Below are 20,351 nucleotides of genomic sequence, written 5' to 3'. Positions count from 1 at the left end.
TTGGCGACAAAAGTAGAAACTAATTTACGCCTTCGCAAATTTTTCTTTTCAATTATTTATTTCTGGTCAAAAGATTGAATATTTCATACCTCCCGGTGCGTAAATTCACTGGCTTTTCGGCTAAAGTTTCTTTAGGATTTATCTCAACAGATGATTAATTGTACCAATTGTTTGGTCCTAAATGATAAGCGATGTCGATTGTATGAGGTTAGCAATGCCTTCAGGAAGTGAAGAACCGCAAAGGGATCCTGCGCTCAAGCGTAAAGCCTGGCTGGCGGTCTTTCTCGTCTCTACCCTGTTTTGGGTGGTGGTTGCTCTCCTGGCCTGGAAATATTGGGGTTAAATATGGCAGTGACGGTACGTACAGCTTCGGTAAAACAGATGTGTCAGCATCGTGACAATGGCCACAGAGGGCGTAAAGCACCTGCGACTGTTGTACCCGCGACCTGGAAACTGACGCCGCAGCAGCAAGCGTTTATTGATGTGTTCGCAGAAGACGAACCCAAAAAACAATAATTTAGTTAATTGCGTAATGATGCAAATAGTCTGAATATCGACTCTGCACTTTTGTACTCTTTAATAAATACACATCAGCAATATAGCACTGAGGTCAAACCTCGGAACGTTTTATAAATAATGCCTGGTGTCCCTATGATGAATAACATGACGTCTCACAAATACTGGTCATGGATCGGCGTTTTTACCGTGTCGATTCTGTTCTGGAGTCAGCTCATCTGGTTGGCCCTCCACTAAATTGTAAAACCTCGCTACGGCGGGGTTTTTTGTTTTCCTGTTCTGGACCAATCCTAAATTTATCAATTTGGGTTGTTATCAAAACGTTACGACATCTTTGTGTTATCTTTAATTACGGCCCTGATAATTGTCAGGGCATCTCTGTGATTAAGGAGGAGCTTATGTCGTTAACCCTACGCGAAGCCAGTAAGGACACATTACAGGCAGAAAACAAAACCTGGCATTACTACAGCCTGCCGCTGGCTGCCAGAACGCTTGGGGACATTTCGCGTTTACCCAAGTCATTGAAAGTTTTACTGGAAAATCTATTGCGCTGGCAGGACGGTGACTCTGTCACCCTCGATGATATCCAGGCGCTGGCAGGGTGGCTTGAAAAAGCCCATGCCGACAGAGAAATCGCCTACCGCCCGGCAAGGGTGCTGATGCAGGACTTTACCGGCGTCCCTGCCGTCGTTGATTTAGCCGCAATGCGCGAGGCCGTTAAGCGTCTCGGCGGAGATACGGCAAAAGTGAATCCGCTTTCCCCTGTTGACCTCGTCATTGACCACTCCGTAACCGTCGATCGCTTTGGTGATGATGACGCCTTTGGCGAGAACGTGCGTCTGGAGATGGAGCGTAACCACGAGCGCTACGTGTTCCTGAAGTGGGGGCAGCAGGCGTTCAGCCGGTTTAGCGTGGTCCCGCCAGGTACCGGTATTTGTCACCAGGTTAACCTTGAATATCTGGGTAAAGCCGTCTGGAGCGAATTGCAGGATAAAGAGTGGGTCGCCTATCCGGACACGCTGGTGGGTACGGACTCCCATACCACCATGATCAACGGTCTGGGCGTGCTGGGCTGGGGCGTCGGGGGGATCGAAGCGGAAGCGGCCATGCTCGGCCAGCCGGTGTCCATGCTTATCCCGGATGTGGTGGGCTTCAAGCTCACCGGCAGGCTGTCTGAAGGCATTACCGCCACCGATCTGGTGCTTACCGTCACCCAGATGCTGCGTAAGCATGGTGTGGTAGGCAAGTTTGTCGAATTCTACGGGGACGGACTGGATTCACTGCCGCTGGCCGACCGCGCCACCATTGCCAATATGGCGCCGGAATACGGTGCAACCTGCGGCTTTTTCCCTATTGATGATGTGACGCTGGAATACATGCGTCTTAGTGGACGTAGCGAAGAGCAGGTCGCGCTGGTGGAAGCGTACACCAAAGCGCAGGGCATGTGGCGCAATCCGGGTGATGAGCCTGTTTTCACCAGCACGCTTGAACTCGATATGGGAAGCGTCGAAGCGAGCCTCGCAGGGCCGAAACGCCCGCAGGACAGGGTTGCGCTGAGTGACGTGCCAAAAGCCTTTGCCGCCAGCAATGCGCTGGAAGTAAACGTGGCGCAGAAGGACCATCGTCCCGTCGACTATGTTCTGAACGGACATCAGTATCAGCTTCCGGATGGTGCGGTGGTGATTGCCGCCATTACCTCCTGCACCAACACGTCCAACCCCAGCGTATTGATGGCAGCCGGTCTGCTGGCTAAAAAGGCGGTAGAGCTTGGGCTAAAACCTCAGCCATGGGTCAAGGCCTCGCTGGCCCCGGGATCCAAAGTGGTGTCGGATTACCTGGCGCAGGCCAAACTGACGCCGTACCTTGACGAGCTGGGCTTTAACCTCGTGGGCTACGGCTGTACGACCTGTATTGGTAACTCTGGTCCACTGCCTGAACCCATTGAAACGGCGATTAAGCAGGGTGACCTGACGGTAGGCGCGGTCCTGTCCGGCAACCGAAACTTTGAAGGGCGTATTCACCCGCTGGTAAAAACCAACTGGCTCGCCTCACCGCCGCTGGTGGTCGCTTATGCCCTGGCAGGGAACATGAATATCAACCTGGTGACCGATCCGATTGGCCACGATCGCAAGAATGACCCTGTCTATCTGAAAGATATCTGGCCATCTTCGCGTGAAATCGCGCTGGCCGTTGAAAAGGTCTCAACCGAGATGTTCCGCAAAGAGTATGCGGAGGTCTTTGAAGGCACGCCGGAATGGAAAGCCATCAACGTCATTGGCTCTGATACCTATGACTGGCAGGATGACTCGACCTACATTCGTCTGTCGCCGTTCTTTGATGAGATGCTGGCCGAGCCGGCGCCGCTTAAGGATATCCACGGCGCGCGTATCCTGGCGATGCTGGGGGATTCTGTCACAACTGACCACATCTCACCGGCGGGGAGTATCAAAGCCGATAGCCCGGCGGGTCGTTATCTGCAAAGCCGGGGCGTCGAACGCCGTGATTTTAACTCCTACGGATCGCGCCGCGGTAACCATGAAGTCATGATGCGCGGGACCTTTGCCAACATCCGCATTCGTAACGAAATGGTGCCGGGCGTGGAAGGGGGCATGACGCGCCATCTGCCGGGGACGGAAGTGGTGTCGATTTATGATGCGGCGGTCAAATATCAACAGGCAGGTACGCCGCTGGCGGTGATTGCCGGGAAAGAGTACGGTTCCGGCTCCAGCCGCGACTGGGCGGCGAAAGGTCCGCGTCTGCTTGGCGTTCGCGTGGTTATCGCCGAATCGTTCGAACGTATTCACCGCTCGAATCTGATTGGTATGGGGATCCTGCCGCTTGAGTTCCCGCAGGGCGTGACGCGTAAAACGCTGGGCCTGACCGGGGAAGAGCAGATTGACATTAGCGGCCTGCAAAACCTGCAGCCGGGTAAAACGGTGCCGGTAACGTTAACGCGGGCAGACGGCAAAACCGAGGTGCTGGATTGCCGATGCCGTATTGATACGGCAACCGAGCTGACCTACTACCAGAACGACGGCATTTTACATTACGTGATTCGTAAGATGCTGGATTGATGAACGAGCCCGGCACGCGTGCCGGGCTTTTTATATCACTCTTTCAGCAGATGGCCCATTTTGGCAGCTTTAGTATCCAGGTAGTGGGCGTTTTTCGGGTTACGGCCGACAATCAGCGGTACACGCTCGACGATGTTGATCCCCGCTTCGGTCAGGATCTCCACTTTTTTCGGGTTATTGGTCAGCAGACGAACTTCGTCCACGCCCAGCAGCTTGAACATATCGGCGCACAAGGTGAAGTCGCGTTCGTCAGCGGCGAAGCCGAGCTGATGGTTTGCTTCCACCGTATCGTAGCCCTGGTCCTGAAGCGCGTAAGCGCGGATTTTATTCAGCAGACCAATATTACGACCTTCCTGACGGTGATAAAGCAGCACGCCGCGGCCTTCTTCTGCAATATGAGACAGGGCGGCTTCCAGCTGGAAACCACAATCACAGCGCAGGCTGAACAGCGCGTCGCCGGTAAGACACTCTGAATGGACGCGGGACAGCACCGGCGTCTGCCCTGAAATGTCGCCATACACCAGCGCGACATGATCCTGTCCGGTTGCCAGTTCTTCAAAACCCACCATCAGGAAATCGCCCCATGGGGTTGGCAGTTTGGCTTCTGCCACACGTTTAAGCTGCATGTGATTCTCCAGAGTAGGCTGACACGTTTCGTGCCTTTGCCCTGTTTTGCTTTCTGTATCAGTTCATTTTGCCACAAGCTCAGCAGGTTCGCCTAATAGGCACCATGCTATATGAACGTTAAACGCACGATCCGACATATCCACCCATCGAATGAATTTCAGTTATGATTGTGAGGCTTAGCGAAAAAGGAGAAGACATGCTTTCAATCGCCAGACGTACGGCAGCAGGCGCGGCCATTTTACTGATTATGCCCCTGGCCGTATGGCTCTCAGGCTGGATGTGGCAGCCGGGGCAGAATGCCACGTGGCTGAAAACGTTATACTGGATAACGGAAACGGTCACCCAGCCGTGGGGAATTATTACCCATGTCCTCCTCTGCGCCTGGTTTCTGTGGTGCCTGCGCTTTCGTTTGCGTGCGGCGCTGATGCTTTTTGCGATCCTCGGAGGCGCTATCCTTGTTGGTCAGGGCGTGAAGTCCTGGGTAAAAGATCGCGTTCAGGAACCGCGTCCTTTTGTCGTCTGGCTGGAAAAAACGCATCATGTTCCGGTGGATGAGTTCTACAATTTAAAGCGTAAAGATCGCGGAACCCTGGTGAAAGAACAGCTTGCGGAACAGCAGGATATCCCGAAATTCTTGCGTAAACACTGGCAGAAAGAGACGGGATTCGCGTTTCCTTCCGGTCACACCATGTTTGCGGCCAGCTGGGCGTTACTGGGGGTGGGGCTGCTGTGGCCAAGGCGTCGAACGGTCACGCTCGTGATTTTACTGGTCTGGGCGACAGGGGTTATGGGCAGCCGCTTACTGCTGGGGATGCACTGGCCGCGGGACCTGGTCGTTGCCACGCTTATCTCATGGCTGCTGGTGACGCTGGCGACCTGGCTCGCTGAACGATTCTGCGGCCCGCTTACACCACCGCCAGAAGAGAAAGAAGAAATAGCCGAAAGGGACCAAACGGACGCCTGACGGTTGATAAACCGTATTATGCCCATAGATACATGACTGGCGCGTCACTTTTTCCGTTTCGCGCCCGTCGCTAAAATGGTAGTTTATAAGGCTGATTGCGGTGAGTTGAACACACTTTATTCGCTTGAACCACATAACGGGAAGTAATGTGAAATATTTACTCATTTTCTTACTGGTATTGGCGATTTTTGTCATTTCAGTCACGTTGGGTGCACAAAACGATCAGCAGGTGACGTTTAACTATCTGCTGGCTCAGGGTGAGTATCGCGTCTCGAGCCTGCTGGCGGTCTTATTTGCTGCTGGCTTTGCCATTGGCTGGCTGGTTTGCGGTCTGTTCTGGTTGAAAGTCCGTGTTTCTCTTGCGCGCGCTGAACGTAAAATTAAGCGACTCGAAAATAACATTGCCCCTGCGTCTGACATCCCGGAAAGCTCTGGTGTGCCGGTCGTGAAGGAATAATCGACTATGCTGGAGTTGTTGTTTCTGCTTTTGCCTGTAGCCGCAGCCTATGGCTGGTATATGGGCCGCAGAAGTGCGCAACAAACAAAACAGGATGAGGCCAACCGGCTCTCCCGCGACTACGTTGCGGGGGTGAACTTCCTCCTGAGCAATCAGCAGGACAAAGCGGTAGACCTGTTCCTCGATATGCTGAAAGAGGATACAGGGACGGTTGAAGCGCATCTCACCCTGGGTAACCTGTTCCGCTCGCGCGGCGAGGTCGATCGCGCCATTCGTATTCACCAGACCCTGATGGAAAGCGCCTCGCTGACCTACGATCAACGTCTCCTTGCGGTGCAACAGCTGGGGCGTGATTACATGGCTGCGGGGTTGTACGATCGCGCCGAAGATATGTTCGCGCAGCTGGTGGATGAAACAGATTTCCGCATCGGCGCGCTGCAGCAGCTCCTGCAGATTTATCAGGCCACCAGCGACTGGCAAAAAGCCATTGATACGGCTGAACGTCTGGTGAAGCTGGGTAAAGATAAGCAGCGCGTTGAGATAGCCCATTTCTACTGTGAGCTTGCGCTTCAGCAGATGGGTAACGACGACATGGATAAAGCCATGGCGCTGCTGAAGAAAGGCGCCGCCGCGGACCGCAACAGCGCGCGAATCTCCATCATGATGGGGCGCGTCTTTATGGCGAATGGCGACTATGCCAAAGCCGTTGAAAGCCTGCTGCGGGTTATCGACCAGGATAAAGAGCTGGTCAGTGAAACGCTGGAAATGCTGCAAACCTGCTATCAACAGCTGGACAAGCAGGAAGAGTGGGTAGCATTCCTGCGTCGCTGCGTGGAAGAAAATACCGGCGCCACCGCTGAACTGATGCTCTCAGACGTTGTTGAGCAGTATGAGGGAAGCGACACCGCGCAGGTGTATATTACGCGCCAGCTGCAGCGTCATCCGACCATGCGGGTGTTCCATAAGCTGATGGATTACCACCTGAACGATGCTGAAGAAGGGCGCGCCAAAGAGAGCCTGATGGTCCTGCGCGACATGGTTGGCGAGCAGGTGCGCAGCAAGCCGCGCTATCGTTGCCAGAAGTGTGGTTTTACCGCTTATACGCTCTACTGGCACTGTCCTTCCTGCCGCGCCTGGTCCACCATCAAGCCCATTCGTGGTCTGGACGGGCAGTGATTTTTTAAAACGCCCCATTTTAGTTACAACATACTGATGGTTTTTACCGTATCCTTTACTCTGTGCGGTTTGCCGGCCTGGCAGGCGCGTAAATGGATCCTGTCAATTTGCGGCGTCGGCAGGTAGAATGCTGGCCGTTTATCTGTTCCGCGCCGCTGCGCGCCCATAGACGAAAAGGGCTGGTCATGACGTCTGTTACATCCTCCACTTCCCGCGCAATTACGGATTCTCCTGTTGTTGTTGCGCTTGATTACAATAAGCGTGACGCTGCACTGGCGTTTGTCGACGGTATCGACCCTCGCGACTGCCGTTTGAAAGTTGGCAAAGAGATGTTCACGCTGTTTGGACCGCAAATCGTTCGCGATCTGCAACAGCGCGGCTTTGACGTTTTCCTCGACCTCAAATTCCATGATATTCCGAATACTACGGCCCGCGCCGTTGCCGCAGCCGCAGAGCTGGGCGTATGGATGGTCAACGTCCATGCGTCGGGTGGGGCAAGAATGATGACCGCCGCTCGTGAGGCGCTCCTGCCGTTCGGTAAAGATGCGCCGCTGTTGATCGCAGTCACCGTGCTGACCAGTATGGACGAAAGTGATTTACGCGACCTTGGCGTGACGTTGTCACCTGCGGAACATGCCGAACGTCTCGCGCGTCTGACGCAGCAGTGTGGCCTGGATGGCGTCGTCTGCTCCGCGCAGGAAGCGGTACGTTTCAAATCAACGCTGGGCCGGGATTTTAAACTGGTCACGCCGGGGATCCGCCCTGCAGGCAGCGACGTGGGCGATCAGCGCCGCATTATGACGCCTGAGCAGGCGCTTGCGGCGGGCGTTGACTATATGGTCATCGGGCGTCCGGTGACGCAGTCTGCAAACCCGGCTGAGACGCTTAAGGCTATCAACGCATCGCTGAAAAAGGGGGCGTAATGACCGATTCCAACAGTCGTCTGGTCTATTCAACCGAGAGTGGGCGTATAGACGAACCGAAAGCGAAAGTGGAACGTCCTAAGGGGGACGGCATCGTTCGGATCCAGCGCCAGACCAGCGGACGAAAAGGGAAAGGCGTTTGCCTGATCTCCGGCATTGACCTGGATGATGCTGAACTGACTGCGCTGGCGGCCGAGCTGAAAAAGAAATGTGGCTGCGGCGGTGCCGTGAAAGATGGCATTATTGAAATCCAGGGCGATAAACGCGATTTAATAAAATCGCTGCTGGAAGCCAAAGGCCTGAAAGTCAAACTGGCAGGCGGCTAAAATAAATGAGCCACGGCAGATGCCGTGGCTCGTGTTATATACGTGCGTATGTCAGACCTGAAATGCGTTTAAATATCGCAATATCGAGGAAGGCTTAGATAATAATTATTTGCCAACCTGGTGACCGATAATACCACCGACAGCAGCGCCACCTAATGTACCCAGCGTACTACCATCCGTTAATACTGCACCACCGAGAGCACCGGCACCGGCACCAATAGCGGTGTTACGGTCACGTTTAGACCAGTTAGAGCATGCGCTCAGGGACATTGCTACAGTGATTGCCAGAACAGCGGCGGCTAATTTTTTGCTGGTTAAGGTCATAATACTTTCTCCTGAATTATCGATTCACGGAAAGATGTACACGTTAAGTATAGACGAATCGAATACTTAATTCTGTTCTCCGTGAAAGCTGGTCGCGCAGGCGTTACGTAATCACGCAGGTGATAGTCACTTCCTGTTATATCGCTAACATTAATTTTACGACTTTAAGGCGGGTTAAACAGGTAAAAACTCTTAAAGCAGGGTTAAGAATCATCTCAGAGAAAGAAGGGCGTATGCGCCCGAAATTCGGGCGCGGAGGGGACTCAGGCGGTCGTTTTAATAATATTGACGATCAGTCCGTCATCTTCCAGTTTATTACGGTGCGCGTCGCTCAATCTTTCGTCGGTAATCACGCGGCTAAAGCGTGAAGCGGGGCCCATCGTATACGGGTGAACGGCGCCAAATTTAGAGCTGTCGGTGAGCACAATGGCTTCACACTCTTTTTCCAGCACCGCATTCACGACGTCAGAGCGCATCATATCCCGACCGGTAAAACCTGTCTCCGGTTGCCAGCCGTCAATCCCGATAAAGGCCTTGCTGAAATGAACCTGCTGGACATACTGACGGGTCAGCGGGCCTACCATGCTTTCGCTTTTTTTCTGGTAAATACCCCCGAGCAGAATCACCTCGCAGCGCGTCTCTTTGAGCAAATGCGCGATATAGCTGCTGACGGTGATGATAGTAACGTCCTTTTGATCGGCAAGCGTGCGTGCCAGAAGGGCATTACTGCTGCCGTTTTCAATAAAAACGGTCTCGCCGTTGTTCACCAGGGACGCGGCAAATTCCGCCAGTTCACGTTTGAGCGCGTAGTTATTCATCATGCGCGTCTCAACGTCATCACTGTCCAGCGGGACAGCATATCCGTGCGCGCGACGCAGGTAGCTCTGTTTTTCCAGCAGATTAAGATCCTGACGGATTGTGACTTCAGACACGCCGGTGGTTTTAGCGAGATCGACTACGCTTACGCGTCCCTGATCGATGACCATCTGCAAAATGAGTTGTTGTCGGGAATTCATAGCATCCATTTAATAAAGCGAAACGAGGTCGGAGACGGTGGGGTTAAACTTCCCACGGCGCTTTTGGCTGTCTTTTTTCAGGCGCGTTGTCAGCACCATTCTGAGCAAGAAGTTCAGACTTCAGGATCTCGAGATTACGGATAGCAGAGTGATAATCGCCCGCCACCAGGATATCCAGCACGGTATCAATTCGTTGTGCTACAGCTTGTGCGTCAATAGTAGACATAATCTCACCCCAGGCGCGAAAAGTTAATATTTTCAATGATGCAGAAATTAGAATCAAAAGAGAAGGGAAAAAATGCAATAACTAAATTACATAAACGTAAGTGATAAATTTATCCCCCCTCATGCAGTGGGCTTATTGAGTGGATTAGTCTAAAACGGCGCGCAAGGCGCTTTTTTATAAGAGGAATTAGACTATGACAGTTATCAATCAGCCTACCTGCACACTGTTTACCGATACTGAACGGTTCACGCAGCTGTCAGGGTATTACGAAGCGGAGCGTCACACCGTCTGGATGATGTTGCGGGCCCAGCCACGGCCTTGTTTTAACCATGCGTTAATTGAGGAGATCATGAACTTCTCATGGCTGGTTCGCCAGTCTGGCTTTGCGGTTGATTTTTGGGTAACCGGTTCGCTGGTTCCCGATATGTACAATGTGGGCGGTGATTTACAGTTCTTCGTCGAGTGCATTCAGAACGGACGTCGGGAGGCGTTACGGGCGTACGCTCGCGCCTGCGTTGATTGCGTCCATGCGGCCTCACGGGGGTTTGATACAGGGGCCATCTCTCTGGCGATGGTCGAAGGCAGTGCTTTAGGGGGCGGGTTTGAGGCTGCTCTGGCGCACCATTTCGTCCTGGCTCAGCGCGATGCCCGTCTGGGTTTTCCGGAGATTGCCTTCAACCTGTTTCCGGGTATGGGGGGATATTCCCTGGTTGCACGCCGTTCTGGCATGAAGCTGGCGGAGGAACTCATCTATAAAGGGGAATCCCATACGGCTGAATGGTATGAACAACACGGGCTGGTGGATGTCCTGTTTGAGCCCGGACAAAGCTATGTCTCCACCCGAACCTTCATCGATACGCTGCGGCCAAAACTGAATGGCGTAAGGGCGATGCTGCGCGCCCGCACGCGCGTTCTGCAATTGCCCCGCAGTGAACTGATGGATATCACGGAAGACTGGGTTGATGCCGCTTTCTGCCTTGAGCCGAAAGATATCGCCTACATGGAGCGTCTGGTCACGCTGCAAAACCGCCATCACGCGGCAGGGTTGCGTAAAGCCAGTTAACGTTGATTTCGCGCTTGATATCGTTTTAGCCATCGCTCGAATGCGGCAGCGGGCATCGGCTTAGCAAACAGAAAACCCTGCCGTTCGTTGACGCCGTTCTTGGTGAGAAAGGCGTCTTCTTTTGCGCTTTCCACACCTTCGGCAATCACCTGCAGATTTAACGCCTGCGCCACCGCGACGATAGCGCGCACCAGAGACTGGGAGATGGACTGCTTATGAATATCCCTGACAAACGATTGATCGAGTTTAATGGCATCGATAGGGAAGCGGGCCAGTTGAGAAAGGGAAGAGTAGCCGGTGCCAAAATCATCCAGATGAATTTGCGCCCCGAGTCGGCTGAACTGCTGGATCACGGACAGCGCCAGCTCTTCGTTCTCGATAAGACAGCTTTCGGTTAATTCGACATCGACAGGGCAGTATTCAAAATTCAGATCCTTCAGCGCCTGCTTTAAGTCACTGAAAATAGTCTGGTCGGCCAGCTGGCGTGCAGAGACGTTCACCGCCACGCGCAGGTTTATTCCCTTATCACGCCATTTCGCCACCTGGCGAACCACATCGAGCATCACCCAGCGGCCCAGCGGCACAATCAACCCCGACTCCTCGGCATAAGAGATAAACTCCAGCGGCGGGATCAAACCCCGTTCTGGTGATTGCCAGCGGACCAGCGCTTCAAGGCTTCTGACCTCCCCGCGCCAGGTGATTTTCGGCTGATAGTGAATCAGGAGCTGATCGTTATCCAGCGCCTTACGCAGGTTGGTATCCAGCCAGAGATACTCAAACACGCGCTGGTTCATCTCGGGCGAGAAGACGCAGAACTTGCCCCGGCCGTTCTCTTTGGCGGTGTACATGGCGGTATCGGCGTTACGAATGACGCTTTCCCGGTCGTTGCCATGCTGAGGGGCGAGGGCGATGCCCAGGGAGCAGCCGGTATAAATCTCAATCAAACCGATGCGGAACGGCTGGCGCAGACGGGTTAAAATGCGCGATGCCATCGCCTCCAGAGAGCCCTGAGAGGTATTGGTGGCCATGACGATAAACTCATCACCGCCAAGTCGCGCCAGCACCTGTTCCTCATCCAGGCAGCTCAAAATGGCGAGGGCAACGGCCTGTAACAGCTGATCGCCAAACATATGCCCGTAAGCGTCGTTGACCTTTTTAAAATTATCCAGATCGAGATACACCACGCCCACCTGCGTGTCCCCGCGGTTGGCGATGGCGTCAGAAATCAGGTCGTGGATCGCATTACGGTTTGGCAAGCCGGTGATGGTATCGGTATTGGCCAGCACGCGCAGCCGCTCCTGAGCGCGGCGCTCCTCGGTAATATCGGTACCGGAACAGATAAGGAAAATTTCATTTTTACCGCTGCCGCTGTGTACGAATTTGTTTCTGAACAGAAACAGCCGTTGCCCTTTACGCGTTTTGATCCAGCGTTCGACTTCGTAGGAGCTGCCGTTGCGAAAAAAACCGGTAATATTGCGCTTTGAAGCTGCCGCTTCGCTGCGGCTCATAAACAGCTTAAAGACGTTCTGGCCAATGACTTCATGTTCTTTCAGGCCGGTGTACTCTTCGCTAAGCCGATTAAAACGCTGGATATTGCCGTGCCGATCGAGAATAACAATGACGGAGTTAGCCTCTGAGACAACCTGTTCCGCGAAAGAGAGCCCCTGAGCCAGATCGCGTGCCACGGAGGGGGTATCGTTCCAGGCAGAAGCGGTTCCGGCCCACTCGTTACGGGTAATTTTACGGCCCACAAGATGAACCGGAACATCTTCACCGTAGAGGGAGAGCGACATTGAAATACTGGAGGTAATAACGGTTAAATGACGGATGAGATCGGCCTGTTCATCGTCCAGCGCCACGACCTGAGTGACATCGGCATTTTCGCTGGTGGAAAGGTGCAGAGCGTTGCTGTCAGCTGACAAGCGCCACCACGGGCTGTAAGTCCCCATGTAGCGAAACAGCAAATTCGGCTCCAGATCGTCCATCATGTTTTCTCCCGCAGCTTTCATTAGCGCACAAATTATTCATTTGCAGTCGACTTTTCCGTTGAGAAACAGCGGCAAAACCGAAGTGAACTTATTGTTTTTCCCTAATTTCTTATAATAAAACGAGTCAGGCAAAAAAGGATACGGAGCGTATAAAAATTCACGTAACCGAATATAACAACACTCTTTTACTGTAGATAATTATGGCGAATTTGGGCGAAGGGAGACTGAAAATAGTAAGGAAAAATAATGATTTTGTGGCGGGGATAAACAGAAAAATTGCCGGCCTTTCCGCGAAGGAAAGGACCGACAATTGAACCGGTTATCAGGCGACAGGGCGCGCGATAATACTGCGGGTTTCCATGCGAACTTCGGCGATAGTGACGTCAATCACGTCGGTGACCTTGTAAACTGTTTCACCCTTAATTTGCACGGTACCGTTTTCCTGACTACAGACCATTTCGTCACGAACCGCATGCAGGAACGGCGCAGGAATAAACGCGACAGCACCGTTATCGACCAGGCGGACGCGCATTCCCCCGCGGCTGATATCGATGATCTCCGCGGCGAAACGGGTATCCGTCCCGGCTTTATCCTGCAGGAAGCGAGCGTACAGCCAGTCTCCAACGTCACGTTCCGCCATGCGATTCAGACGGCGGCGATCGGCCATCTGCAGCGTGGTGTCCTCCTGAGGACGAGCAACGGTTTCGCCTTTGATAATCGCTTTCAGCAGACGGTGGTTAACCATATCGCCATACTTACGGATTGGCGATGTCCAGGTGGCGTATGCTTCGAGGCCAAGACCAAAGTGCGGGCCCGGCTCGGTACTGATTTCCGCGAATGACTGGAAGCGACGAATGCGGCTGTCCAGGAAGCCCGACGGCTGCGCGTCCAGTTCGCGGCGAAGCTTGCAGAAGCCCGGCAGGGTCAGCACTTCTTCCGGATCAACATGCACATCGTGATTCTTCAGCAGGGCCGCCAGCGCTTCGGTATTCGCCGGATCAAACCCGGTGTGGACGTTGTAAATGCCAAAGCCCAGCTTGTCGCGCAGCACGCGTGCGGCGCAGATGTTGGCGGAAATCATCGCTTCTTCAACAATGCGGTTCGCAATGCGTCGCGGTTCGGCCACGATATCCAGCACTTCGCCTTTCTCACCCAGAACAAAGCGATAATCCGGGCGATCTTTGAACACCAGCGCATGGGTTTGACGCCACTCGCCGCGGTTGAGACAGATGCGATGCAGCAGACGGATCTGCGCGGCAATGGCGTCTGATTCAGGTTTCCAGCTACCGGTATTTTCAAGCCAGTCGGAAACGTTATCGTAGGCCAGCTTGGCTTTCGATTCGATAGTGGCAGCAAAGAACTCGATATCGTCTTCAATCGCGCCATCCGCAGCAATGGTCATGCGGCAGGCAAGGACCGGGCGCACTTCATTTGGACGCAGCGAGCAGAGATCGTCTGACAATTCGCGCGGCAGCATCGGAATATTGAAGCCAGGCAGGTAGTTTGTGAAGGCGCGGATTTTCGCCGCGTCATCCAGCTTGCTGCCTTCGGCAATCCAGGCGGTGGGATCGGCAATGGCAACGGTCAGGTGCAGTTTGCCATCGTCGCTCTCTTCAGCGTAGAGCGCATCGTCCATATCTTCGGTGCTGGCGCTGTCGATGGTGACAAACTCCAGCGCGGTGAGATCGCGACGCGTCAGACCTTCGTCCTGCATCTCGGTCGCTACGCCGTTCGGCGCTTCTTTTTCAAGATTGTGGCGTGCCAGCGTGACCCACCATGGCACGAAATGGTCGGCGCCAAAGGTGATGAATTGAGTCAACTCAGCATAAAAACCGCGATCGCCTTTCAGAGGATGACGGCGCATTTCTGCTACGGCCCAGTCACCTTCTTTAAAATCATGCTCAACGCCACGGGCGGCGCGGCAGGGAATGGCATCTTTCAGCAGGGGATGATCCGGCACGATAGAAAGACGATCGTCTTTTCGCTGCACCTTACCCACAAAACGGGTCAGGAACGGTTCGATCAGTTCTTCTGGTTCAGCGGACTCGCGATCCTTCTCGGTATGAATGACGGCCATGACGCGATCGCCATGCATCACTTTCTTCATCTGCGGTGGCGGAATGAAGTAGCTTTTCTGCGCGTCAACCTCAAGGAAGCCAAAGCCCTTTTCCGTGGCTTTTACGACCCCTTCTGCACGCGGCGTCTGGGAATGCAGTTGCTGTTTAAGCTGCGCTAGCAGCGGGTTGTCCTGAAACATAATGTTCTATTTTCGTAGCCATTGAGCGGCTGACAGTTTTACGCGATTCTCACTGTCTCAGCAAGCGGTCTTTGGGTAATGAGTGTGGTTATTCCTCTTTACCAAACGCCACTTTCAGACGATTGAGCCAGCCATCAAACGCACTTTGGGTAAGCAGCGTGATGGCATATTCGCCCTGGAGTCCTTGATCCGTGAGCGGGGTAAACTGCGCGGCGCTGAAGCGGTCCGGAGAGCGGGTCAGCAGTTCGACCGCCGCCGAAAGTGCGGGTGACGTCTGCGGGATCTCTGCGCGGCTGTTTAACAGGATCTCTCCGGTCAGGTCGAGCAGCGACGGCTCATGGCAAAGCACCGGCGTCAGCGCCTCCAGCGCGGGTTCGGCCTGCCAGCGAGACAGCGACTCAAGCTGATGCGCACTCGCATAGCGCAGCTCCACGACGGGCAAAAGCGGCACCCATGCATCGTGGCTCGCGGGAAGCGTGTGCGGCTGAATATGATGCCCCGGCAACCAGCGAACAGGATGCCCCAACAGGGCCTGAAAAATCGCGACGACGCGCGCCTGAAAACCGATAAACCCGATAATCTGGTTTATCACCACAATGTCATACGTTGACAGGCCAACCTCATCAAGCTGGTTCTGCGCTTTATCATCAATGACATCAGGAGAGCTGGCGAGCTGGCGGGCATACTGGGTGATCTGTGCCAGGCGGCGGTTGCTTTCGCGCGAGGAGTCCGGGCCGGGAAGCGGGGCGAGCAGGGCGGCGTAGTGGTTACAGAGCCGCTGAACGCCACAGGCCTGTGCGACCGTTAGCGCGGTACTGAGCCGATCGTAAGCGCTGAGCGTATGCAGGCGGTTCACGGGGATCGAGAGCGGAAACAGCTGGTGGCATAAGGCTCTGGCAGGAGTAAGCCAGCCAGAACAGGCGGCGACAATCTCATCAGGCAAGGCTAAATCGAGCAAAAAACGATCGTCGACGTTAGCGGCTTCGGGCACCAGGGGCAGAACATCCGTCTGCGCGTGGTTTGACTGGGTTTCGTGATACCAGTGGCCTTTGCCGGAAAAACGGCGTTGTTCCATGTGCGTTCCTTGATCTCAAAATGGCGATCAATATCCTGGCGTAAGGCAGATAAAGGGAAAAATATTGTTAGGTGATAACAAATAGCAGAACGGAATAACGAAGGGGTAACGCGGGGAGAAATACTCTCTTCCCGGGCGGGAAGAGAGTCACAGCTTATTTAATTTCCAGCTCGTTCATTGCAGCGATGTTGAAGCCGCCGTCAACGTGAACCACTTCGCCGGAGATACCCGCGGAAAGGTCAGAGCACAGGAATGCTGCAGAGTTACCCACATCTTCAATGGTAACGGTACGACGAATCGGGGTAACCGCTTCGCAATGTGCCAGCATTTTACGGAAATCTTTAATACCGGAAGCGGCCAGGGTGCGGATAGGACCTGCAGAGATGGCGTTAACGCGCACGCCTTCAGGACCCATTGCGTTCGCCATGTAGCGTACGTTCGCTTCCAGAGACGCTTTAGCCAGACCCATAACGTTGTAGTTAGGGATAGCACGTTCAGCGCCCAGGTAGGACAGGGTCAGCAGGGCTGCACCCGGGTTCAGCATCGCGCGGCAGGATTTTGCCATCGCAACGAAGCTGTAGGAGCTGATGTCGTGCGCGATTTTGAAGCCATCACGGGTAACCGCATTCACGTAGTCGCCGTCCAGCTGGTCGCCAGGAGCGAAGCCGATGGAGTGAACGAAACCGTCGAATTTCGGCCATGCTTTTGCCAGTTCAGCAAACATGCCGTCGATGCTTTCGTCTTGTGCAACGTCACATTCCAGAACAATGCTGGAACCCAGCTGCGCGGCAAACTCTTCAACACGGCCTTTCAGCTTGTCGTTCTGGTAGGTGAACGCCAGCTCAGCGCCTTCGCGATGCATTGCCTGTGCGATGCCGTATGCGATGGACAGTTTGCTGGCAACGCCAGTCACCAGAATGCGCTTACCGGAAAGAAAACCCATAGCTTTAATCCTTATATTCATTGCTTATTTTGCCTTGTAATTCATAGCGTTACAGGCAGTATTTCAAAATCATTCGAAATTAGCTCGAAATTATAGCCCACTCACAGCCCCTTGTGTCACGATATTTCTCGCACTTCTCCGAAGTCGCATGTCCCGAAGAATGCGTCGAGGACACGCGGGGGCGCGAAATTTCAGCATTCGTCCAGTATATCACCCGGCAACAGCTTCGCCTCATCCAACCAGAGGGGCAGCGTGATTCCACCAGGGTATTCACGCTTTCCTGATGTTGTCGACGAAACGCGCAATGACGATAAAGAAAACCGGTACGAAGAAGATCGCGAGAAGCGTACCGCTAATCATGCCACCAAATACGCCGGTACCGATGGCATGCTGCGTACTGTCGCTCGCCCCCCTGGCCAGCATCAACGGAACAACCCCTAAGCTGAAGGCTAACGATGTCATCAGAATCGGACGCAGGCGCTGACTGGCGGCATGAATGGTCGCCGCCAGCAGGGGTTGCCCTTCGCGATGCAGCTGCCTGGCAAACTCCACAATCAGAATGGCGTTCTTGGCCGACAGGCCGATAAGCGTAATCAGGCCGACCTTAAAGAACACGTCATTGGTCATGCCGGCAACAAACACCGCTATCACCGCGCCGATAAGGCCCAGTGGAACAACCAGCATGACCGCAAAAGGAATAGACCAGCTCTCATACAGGGCGGCGAGCACCATAAACACGACCAGTATCGACAGGGCGATCAGGCCCGGAAGCTGCGATTCCGATTTTTTCTCCTGCAACGAACTCCCGGCCCACTCGCCCGCCATGCCCTGAGGCAGGCTCCTGGACAAACCCTCCATGATCTTCATTGCGGTGCCGCTGGATACGCCTGACGCCGCACTTCCGGTAATCCGTATAGCAGAATAACCCTGGTAGCGCGTCAACTGCTGCGGCGCAACGTTCCAGGAGATCGTCGCAAACGTTGATACCGGCACCATCTCACCCATCCGGTTTTTCACTGATAGTTTCAGTATCTGCTCAGGCTGCATTCGGTAGGGGGCATCGGCCTGCATAATCACCTGTTGAACGCGGCCGTTGTTCGTATAGTCGTTGACGTAATTTGAGCCCAGGGTGACGGAGAGCGTCTGGTTAATTTCATCGAATGGGACGCCCATCGCTTCCGCCTTTTCCCGGTCAACCAGGAGCGCAAGGCTGGTTCCTTCCGGCAGACCGTCTATATAGACATCACTGAGTTCAGGGCGTTGATTAGCCTGCAGAACCAGCGCGTCGGCGGCCCTCTTCAGAGCCTCATAGCCCGCTCCCGCTCTGTCCTGAACGTACCAGGTGAAGCCCGAGGAGGTGCCCATATCCGAAATGGCTGGCGGGAGCAGGCTCATTGTGACGGCATCAGTGACGTTCGTCATGCTGGCCTGTATGTGGTCGGCTTCATCCTGAGCCGTCGAGCCCTGCCGATTTTTCCAGTCCTTCAGCGTGGTGAAGGCCATAGCCGAATTCGGTCCTGAACCTGAAAAGCCAAACCCCAGGATCATAATGTTGCTTTCAATGTCCGGCCGGGCCGCAATTTCTGCTTCAAATTTTTTAACCACGTTGAGGGTGCGCTGGATCGTGGCATCAGAAGGCAGCTGGATAGAGGACATAAAGTAGCCCTGATCTTCATCCGGCAGAAAGGACGACGGTAGCGAAGACAATCCAACAAACAGCGCCGTGCAAAGCGCAACGTACAGGAGCAGCATACGCCCGGTTCGCTTCAGAACGGCACCCAGCCCGGCTTCGTAACAGGTGGTAAGCCTATGAAAGCGCGCATTAAACCCTGCCGCGAACCGCCCACCTCCGCTCTTTTCTCCCTGATGCGGCTTGAGTAGCGTAGCGCACAGGGCAGGCGTCAGCGTCAGGGCAAGAAACGCGGACAGCAGTATGGAGACCGCCATGGAAATACAAAATTGTCGGTAGATAATCCCGACGGATCCTTCAGCAAACCCCATGGGGATAAAGACGGCGGTCAGCACCAGCGTGATCCCGATAATCGCCGGAGTGATCTCCTGCATGGCTTGCCGGGTAGCGTCCCGTGGGGACAGACTTTTTTCCTCCATCAGTCGTTCAACGTTCTCTACGACCACAATGGCATCATCAACGATAATCCCTATCGCCAGCACCATGCCGAACATCGTCAGAATATTGATGGAGTATCCGCTCAATAACATCACCGTGAAGGTGCCAAGAAGTGCGACGGGAGCAACAATCGCCGGGATAAGCGTACAGCGTATCTTGTGCAGAAACAGCAGCATAACCAGAAAGACGAGGACCATCGCTTCCACAAATGTCTGAACAACCTTCACGATAGAAAGTTTCACAAACGGCGCGGTATCGAAAGGAACCGTAAACACCATTCCGTCGGGTAACACCCGGGAAAGCTCGTCGATGCGCGCACGCACGCCTGAAGCCGTACTCATTGCATTGGCGCCTGGCGACAGCTGGATTGCCGCCGCCGTCGAGGGCACGCCATTTTCACGGATACCAAAAGCGTAGCTTTGCAGGCCGGATTCAATCCGCGCAATGTCGGATAATTTCAGGCGGGCGCCGGATGCGTCAGATTTCAGGGTGATATTCCTGAACGCCTCGACCGAGGAGAGCTGTCCCTTTACGGTGATGGGATACGTTACCCCTTGTCCTTCAGATGCGGGCTCATCTCCCGTTTTGCCGGGCGAAACCAGGGCATTTTGCTGGCCAACAGCAGTAAGCACATCGCTCACCGAAAGGCCGTAGCTGTGGAGCTTCATTGGATCCAGCCAGATACGCAGCGCTTTTTCGCCGCCAAACAGCTGGACTTTCCCTACGCCGGGCACGCGACGAAGCTCGTCACTGACGTTTCGGGCAAAATAGTCGCTTAAGTCGGCTTCCTCGAATTGACCGTTGGTGGACTTCAGCCCCACCATCATTAAAAATCCAGAATTAGCGGCCTCGACGTTAATGCCATTTTGTCTTACCGCCTGAGGAAGACGAGGCTCGACGATCTTAATCTGATTCTGTAGATCCATCTGTGCCAGCTTGATGTCCGTGCCGGGTTTAAACGTGACGGTAATCGATGCCGAGCCGGTTGTGTCACTGGATGATTCGAAATAGAGCAAATTATCGACTCCAGAGATTTCTCGCTCGATTAACGACACCACCGACGTATTCATGATATCGGGGCTGGCCCCCGGGTAACTGACGGAAATGATGATGCCTGGCGGCGCCACCGCCGGATACTGCGCAACCGGCAAACGAGGAATAGACAGGAGACCCGTCAGGACGATAAACAGCGCCACTACCCAGGCGAAAATGGGACGTTCGATAAAAAAATGAGGCATTGAGTTATTTTTGTGCAAAAGAGTGAGGTA

Annotated in this window: 19 protein-coding genes; 10 read left to right on the top strand and 9 right to left on the bottom strand. The window is 54.1% G+C overall.

From position 1 onward, the window contains the following. The first annotated feature begins 202 nt into the window (after positions 1 to 202). The 4 genes from AC0TNG_RS19545 to acnA all read left to right on the top strand — a co-directional run bounded on the left by AC0TNG_RS19545 (position 203) and on the right by acnA (position 3,590). Positions 203 to 343: a YmiA family putative membrane protein gene (locus tag AC0TNG_RS19545; protein WP_213327741.1), complete on the top strand. Its 141-nt coding sequence runs from the start codon at positions 203 to 205 to the stop codon at positions 341 to 343. A 2-nt stretch (positions 344 to 345) separates the two neighbouring features. Continuing rightward, the gene (locus AC0TNG_RS19540; protein WP_048991908.1) at positions 346 to 516 is read left to right on the top strand and encodes a hypothetical protein; all 171 of its coding nucleotides are present in this window, start codon (positions 346 to 348) and stop codon (positions 514 to 516) included. 138 nt (positions 517 to 654) lie between these two features. Further along, positions 655 to 753 carry a small membrane protein YmiC gene (gene ymiC, locus AC0TNG_RS19535; protein ID WP_032623144.1) on the top strand — a complete coding sequence of 33 codons (99 nt, stop codon included), beginning with the start codon at positions 655 to 657 and terminating at the stop codon, positions 751 to 753. 161 nt (positions 754 to 914) lie between these two features. Then, positions 915 to 3,590: an aconitate hydratase AcnA gene (acnA, locus tag AC0TNG_RS19530; RefSeq protein WP_248164871.1), complete on the top strand. Its 2,676-nt coding sequence runs from the start codon at positions 915 to 917 to the stop codon at positions 3,588 to 3,590. Positions 3,591 to 3,625: 35 nt separating this feature from the next. Here the strand turns inward: acnA and ribA are convergent, their stop codons facing one another. Then, complete coding sequence (gene ribA, locus AC0TNG_RS19525) at positions 3,626 to 4,216, bottom strand: GTP cyclohydrolase II (RefSeq protein WP_008501210.1); 591 nt, start codon at positions 4,214 to 4,216, stop codon at positions 3,626 to 3,628. Between the two features lie 197 nt (positions 4,217 to 4,413). On the opposite strand from ribA, the gene pgpB reads away from it, so the two are divergent. The 5 genes from pgpB to yciH all read left to right on the top strand — a co-directional run bounded on the left by pgpB (position 4,414) and on the right by yciH (position 8,063). Beyond that, complete coding sequence (gene pgpB / locus AC0TNG_RS19520; protein WP_032647569.1) at positions 4,414 to 5,181, top strand: phosphatidylglycerophosphatase B; 768 nt, start codon at positions 4,414 to 4,416, stop codon at positions 5,179 to 5,181. Positions 5,182 to 5,329: 148 nt separating this feature from the next. Further along, the gene (locus AC0TNG_RS19515) at positions 5,330 to 5,638 is read left to right on the top strand and encodes a LapA family protein (RefSeq protein WP_023312067.1); all 309 of its coding nucleotides are present in this window, start codon (positions 5,330 to 5,332) and stop codon (positions 5,636 to 5,638) included. Between the two features lie 6 nt (positions 5,639 to 5,644). Beyond that, a complete protein-coding gene (gene lapB, locus AC0TNG_RS19510) occupies positions 5,645 to 6,814 on the top strand; it encodes a lipopolysaccharide assembly protein LapB (protein WP_023335944.1) in 1,170 nt (389 codons plus the stop codon). A 185-nt stretch (positions 6,815 to 6,999) separates the two neighbouring features. Continuing rightward, positions 7,000 to 7,737 carry an orotidine-5'-phosphate decarboxylase gene (gene pyrF / locus AC0TNG_RS19505; RefSeq protein WP_048992046.1) on the top strand — a complete coding sequence of 246 codons (738 nt, stop codon included), beginning with the start codon at positions 7,000 to 7,002 and terminating at the stop codon, positions 7,735 to 7,737. After that, entirely contained in the window at positions 7,737 to 8,063 is a 327-nt protein-coding gene (gene yciH / locus AC0TNG_RS19500; RefSeq protein ID WP_024907124.1) for a stress response translation initiation inhibitor YciH, read from the top strand. The genes pyrF and yciH overlap by 1 nt, the downstream gene beginning before the upstream one ends. Positions 8,064 to 8,168: 105 nt before the next feature. Here the strand turns inward: yciH and osmB are convergent, their stop codons facing one another. The 3 genes from osmB to AC0TNG_RS19485 form a co-directional block, all read right to left on the bottom strand. Next, entirely contained in the window at positions 8,169 to 8,387 is a 219-nt protein-coding gene (gene osmB, locus AC0TNG_RS19495; RefSeq protein ID WP_008501216.1) for an osmotically-inducible lipoprotein OsmB, read from the bottom strand. Positions 8,388 to 8,650: 263 nt separating this feature from the next. Then, the gene (yciT, locus tag AC0TNG_RS19490) at positions 8,651 to 9,403 is read right to left on the bottom strand and encodes a DNA-binding transcriptional regulator YciT (protein WP_048991911.1); all 753 of its coding nucleotides are present in this window, start codon (positions 9,401 to 9,403) and stop codon (positions 8,651 to 8,653) included. Positions 9,404 to 9,446: 43 nt separating this feature from the next. Then, the gene (locus tag AC0TNG_RS19485) at positions 9,447 to 9,629 is read right to left on the bottom strand and encodes a YciZ family protein (protein ID WP_032647562.1); all 183 of its coding nucleotides are present in this window, start codon (positions 9,627 to 9,629) and stop codon (positions 9,447 to 9,449) included. 193 nt (positions 9,630 to 9,822) lie between these two features. Between AC0TNG_RS19485 and AC0TNG_RS19480 the strand changes: the two genes are divergently transcribed. Beyond that, positions 9,823 to 10,692, top strand: a complete 870-nt coding sequence (locus AC0TNG_RS19480; protein ID WP_032647560.1) for a crotonase/enoyl-CoA hydratase family protein — start codon at positions 9,823 to 9,825, stop codon at positions 10,690 to 10,692. Here the strand turns inward: AC0TNG_RS19480 and pdeR are convergent. From pdeR to AC0TNG_RS19455, 5 genes are all read right to left on the bottom strand, one after another. Beyond that, positions 10,689 to 12,680: a cyclic di-GMP phosphodiesterase gene (pdeR, locus tag AC0TNG_RS19475; protein ID WP_267214947.1), complete on the bottom strand. Its 1,992-nt coding sequence runs from the start codon at positions 12,678 to 12,680 to the stop codon at positions 10,689 to 10,691. The two genes, AC0TNG_RS19480 and pdeR, sit on opposite strands and share 4 nt — an antisense overlap. Before the next feature lie 322 nt (positions 12,681 to 13,002). Next, positions 13,003 to 14,937 carry an exoribonuclease II gene (locus AC0TNG_RS19470; RefSeq protein ID WP_024907129.1) on the bottom strand — a complete coding sequence of 645 codons (1,935 nt, stop codon included), beginning with the start codon at positions 14,935 to 14,937 and terminating at the stop codon, positions 13,003 to 13,005. An 88-nt stretch (positions 14,938 to 15,025) separates the two neighbouring features. Continuing rightward, entirely contained in the window at positions 15,026 to 16,012 is a 987-nt protein-coding gene (locus AC0TNG_RS19465; RefSeq protein WP_024907130.1) for a CMD domain-containing protein, read from the bottom strand. Between the two features lie 154 nt (positions 16,013 to 16,166). After that, positions 16,167 to 16,955: an enoyl-ACP reductase FabI gene (gene fabI / locus AC0TNG_RS19460; protein ID WP_003856831.1), complete on the bottom strand. Its 789-nt coding sequence runs from the start codon at positions 16,953 to 16,955 to the stop codon at positions 16,167 to 16,169. A gap of 270 nt (positions 16,956 to 17,225) precedes the next feature. Then, a complete protein-coding gene (locus tag AC0TNG_RS19455; RefSeq protein WP_473712664.1) occupies positions 17,226 to 20,321 on the bottom strand; it encodes a multidrug efflux RND transporter permease subunit in 3,096 nt (1,031 codons plus the stop codon). Positions 20,322 to 20,351: the final 30 nt, after the last annotated feature.

It is taken from the genome of Enterobacter sp. PL_is514 (assembly GCF_055816715.1).
This window is presented reverse-complemented; position numbering and strand designations above follow the sequence as displayed.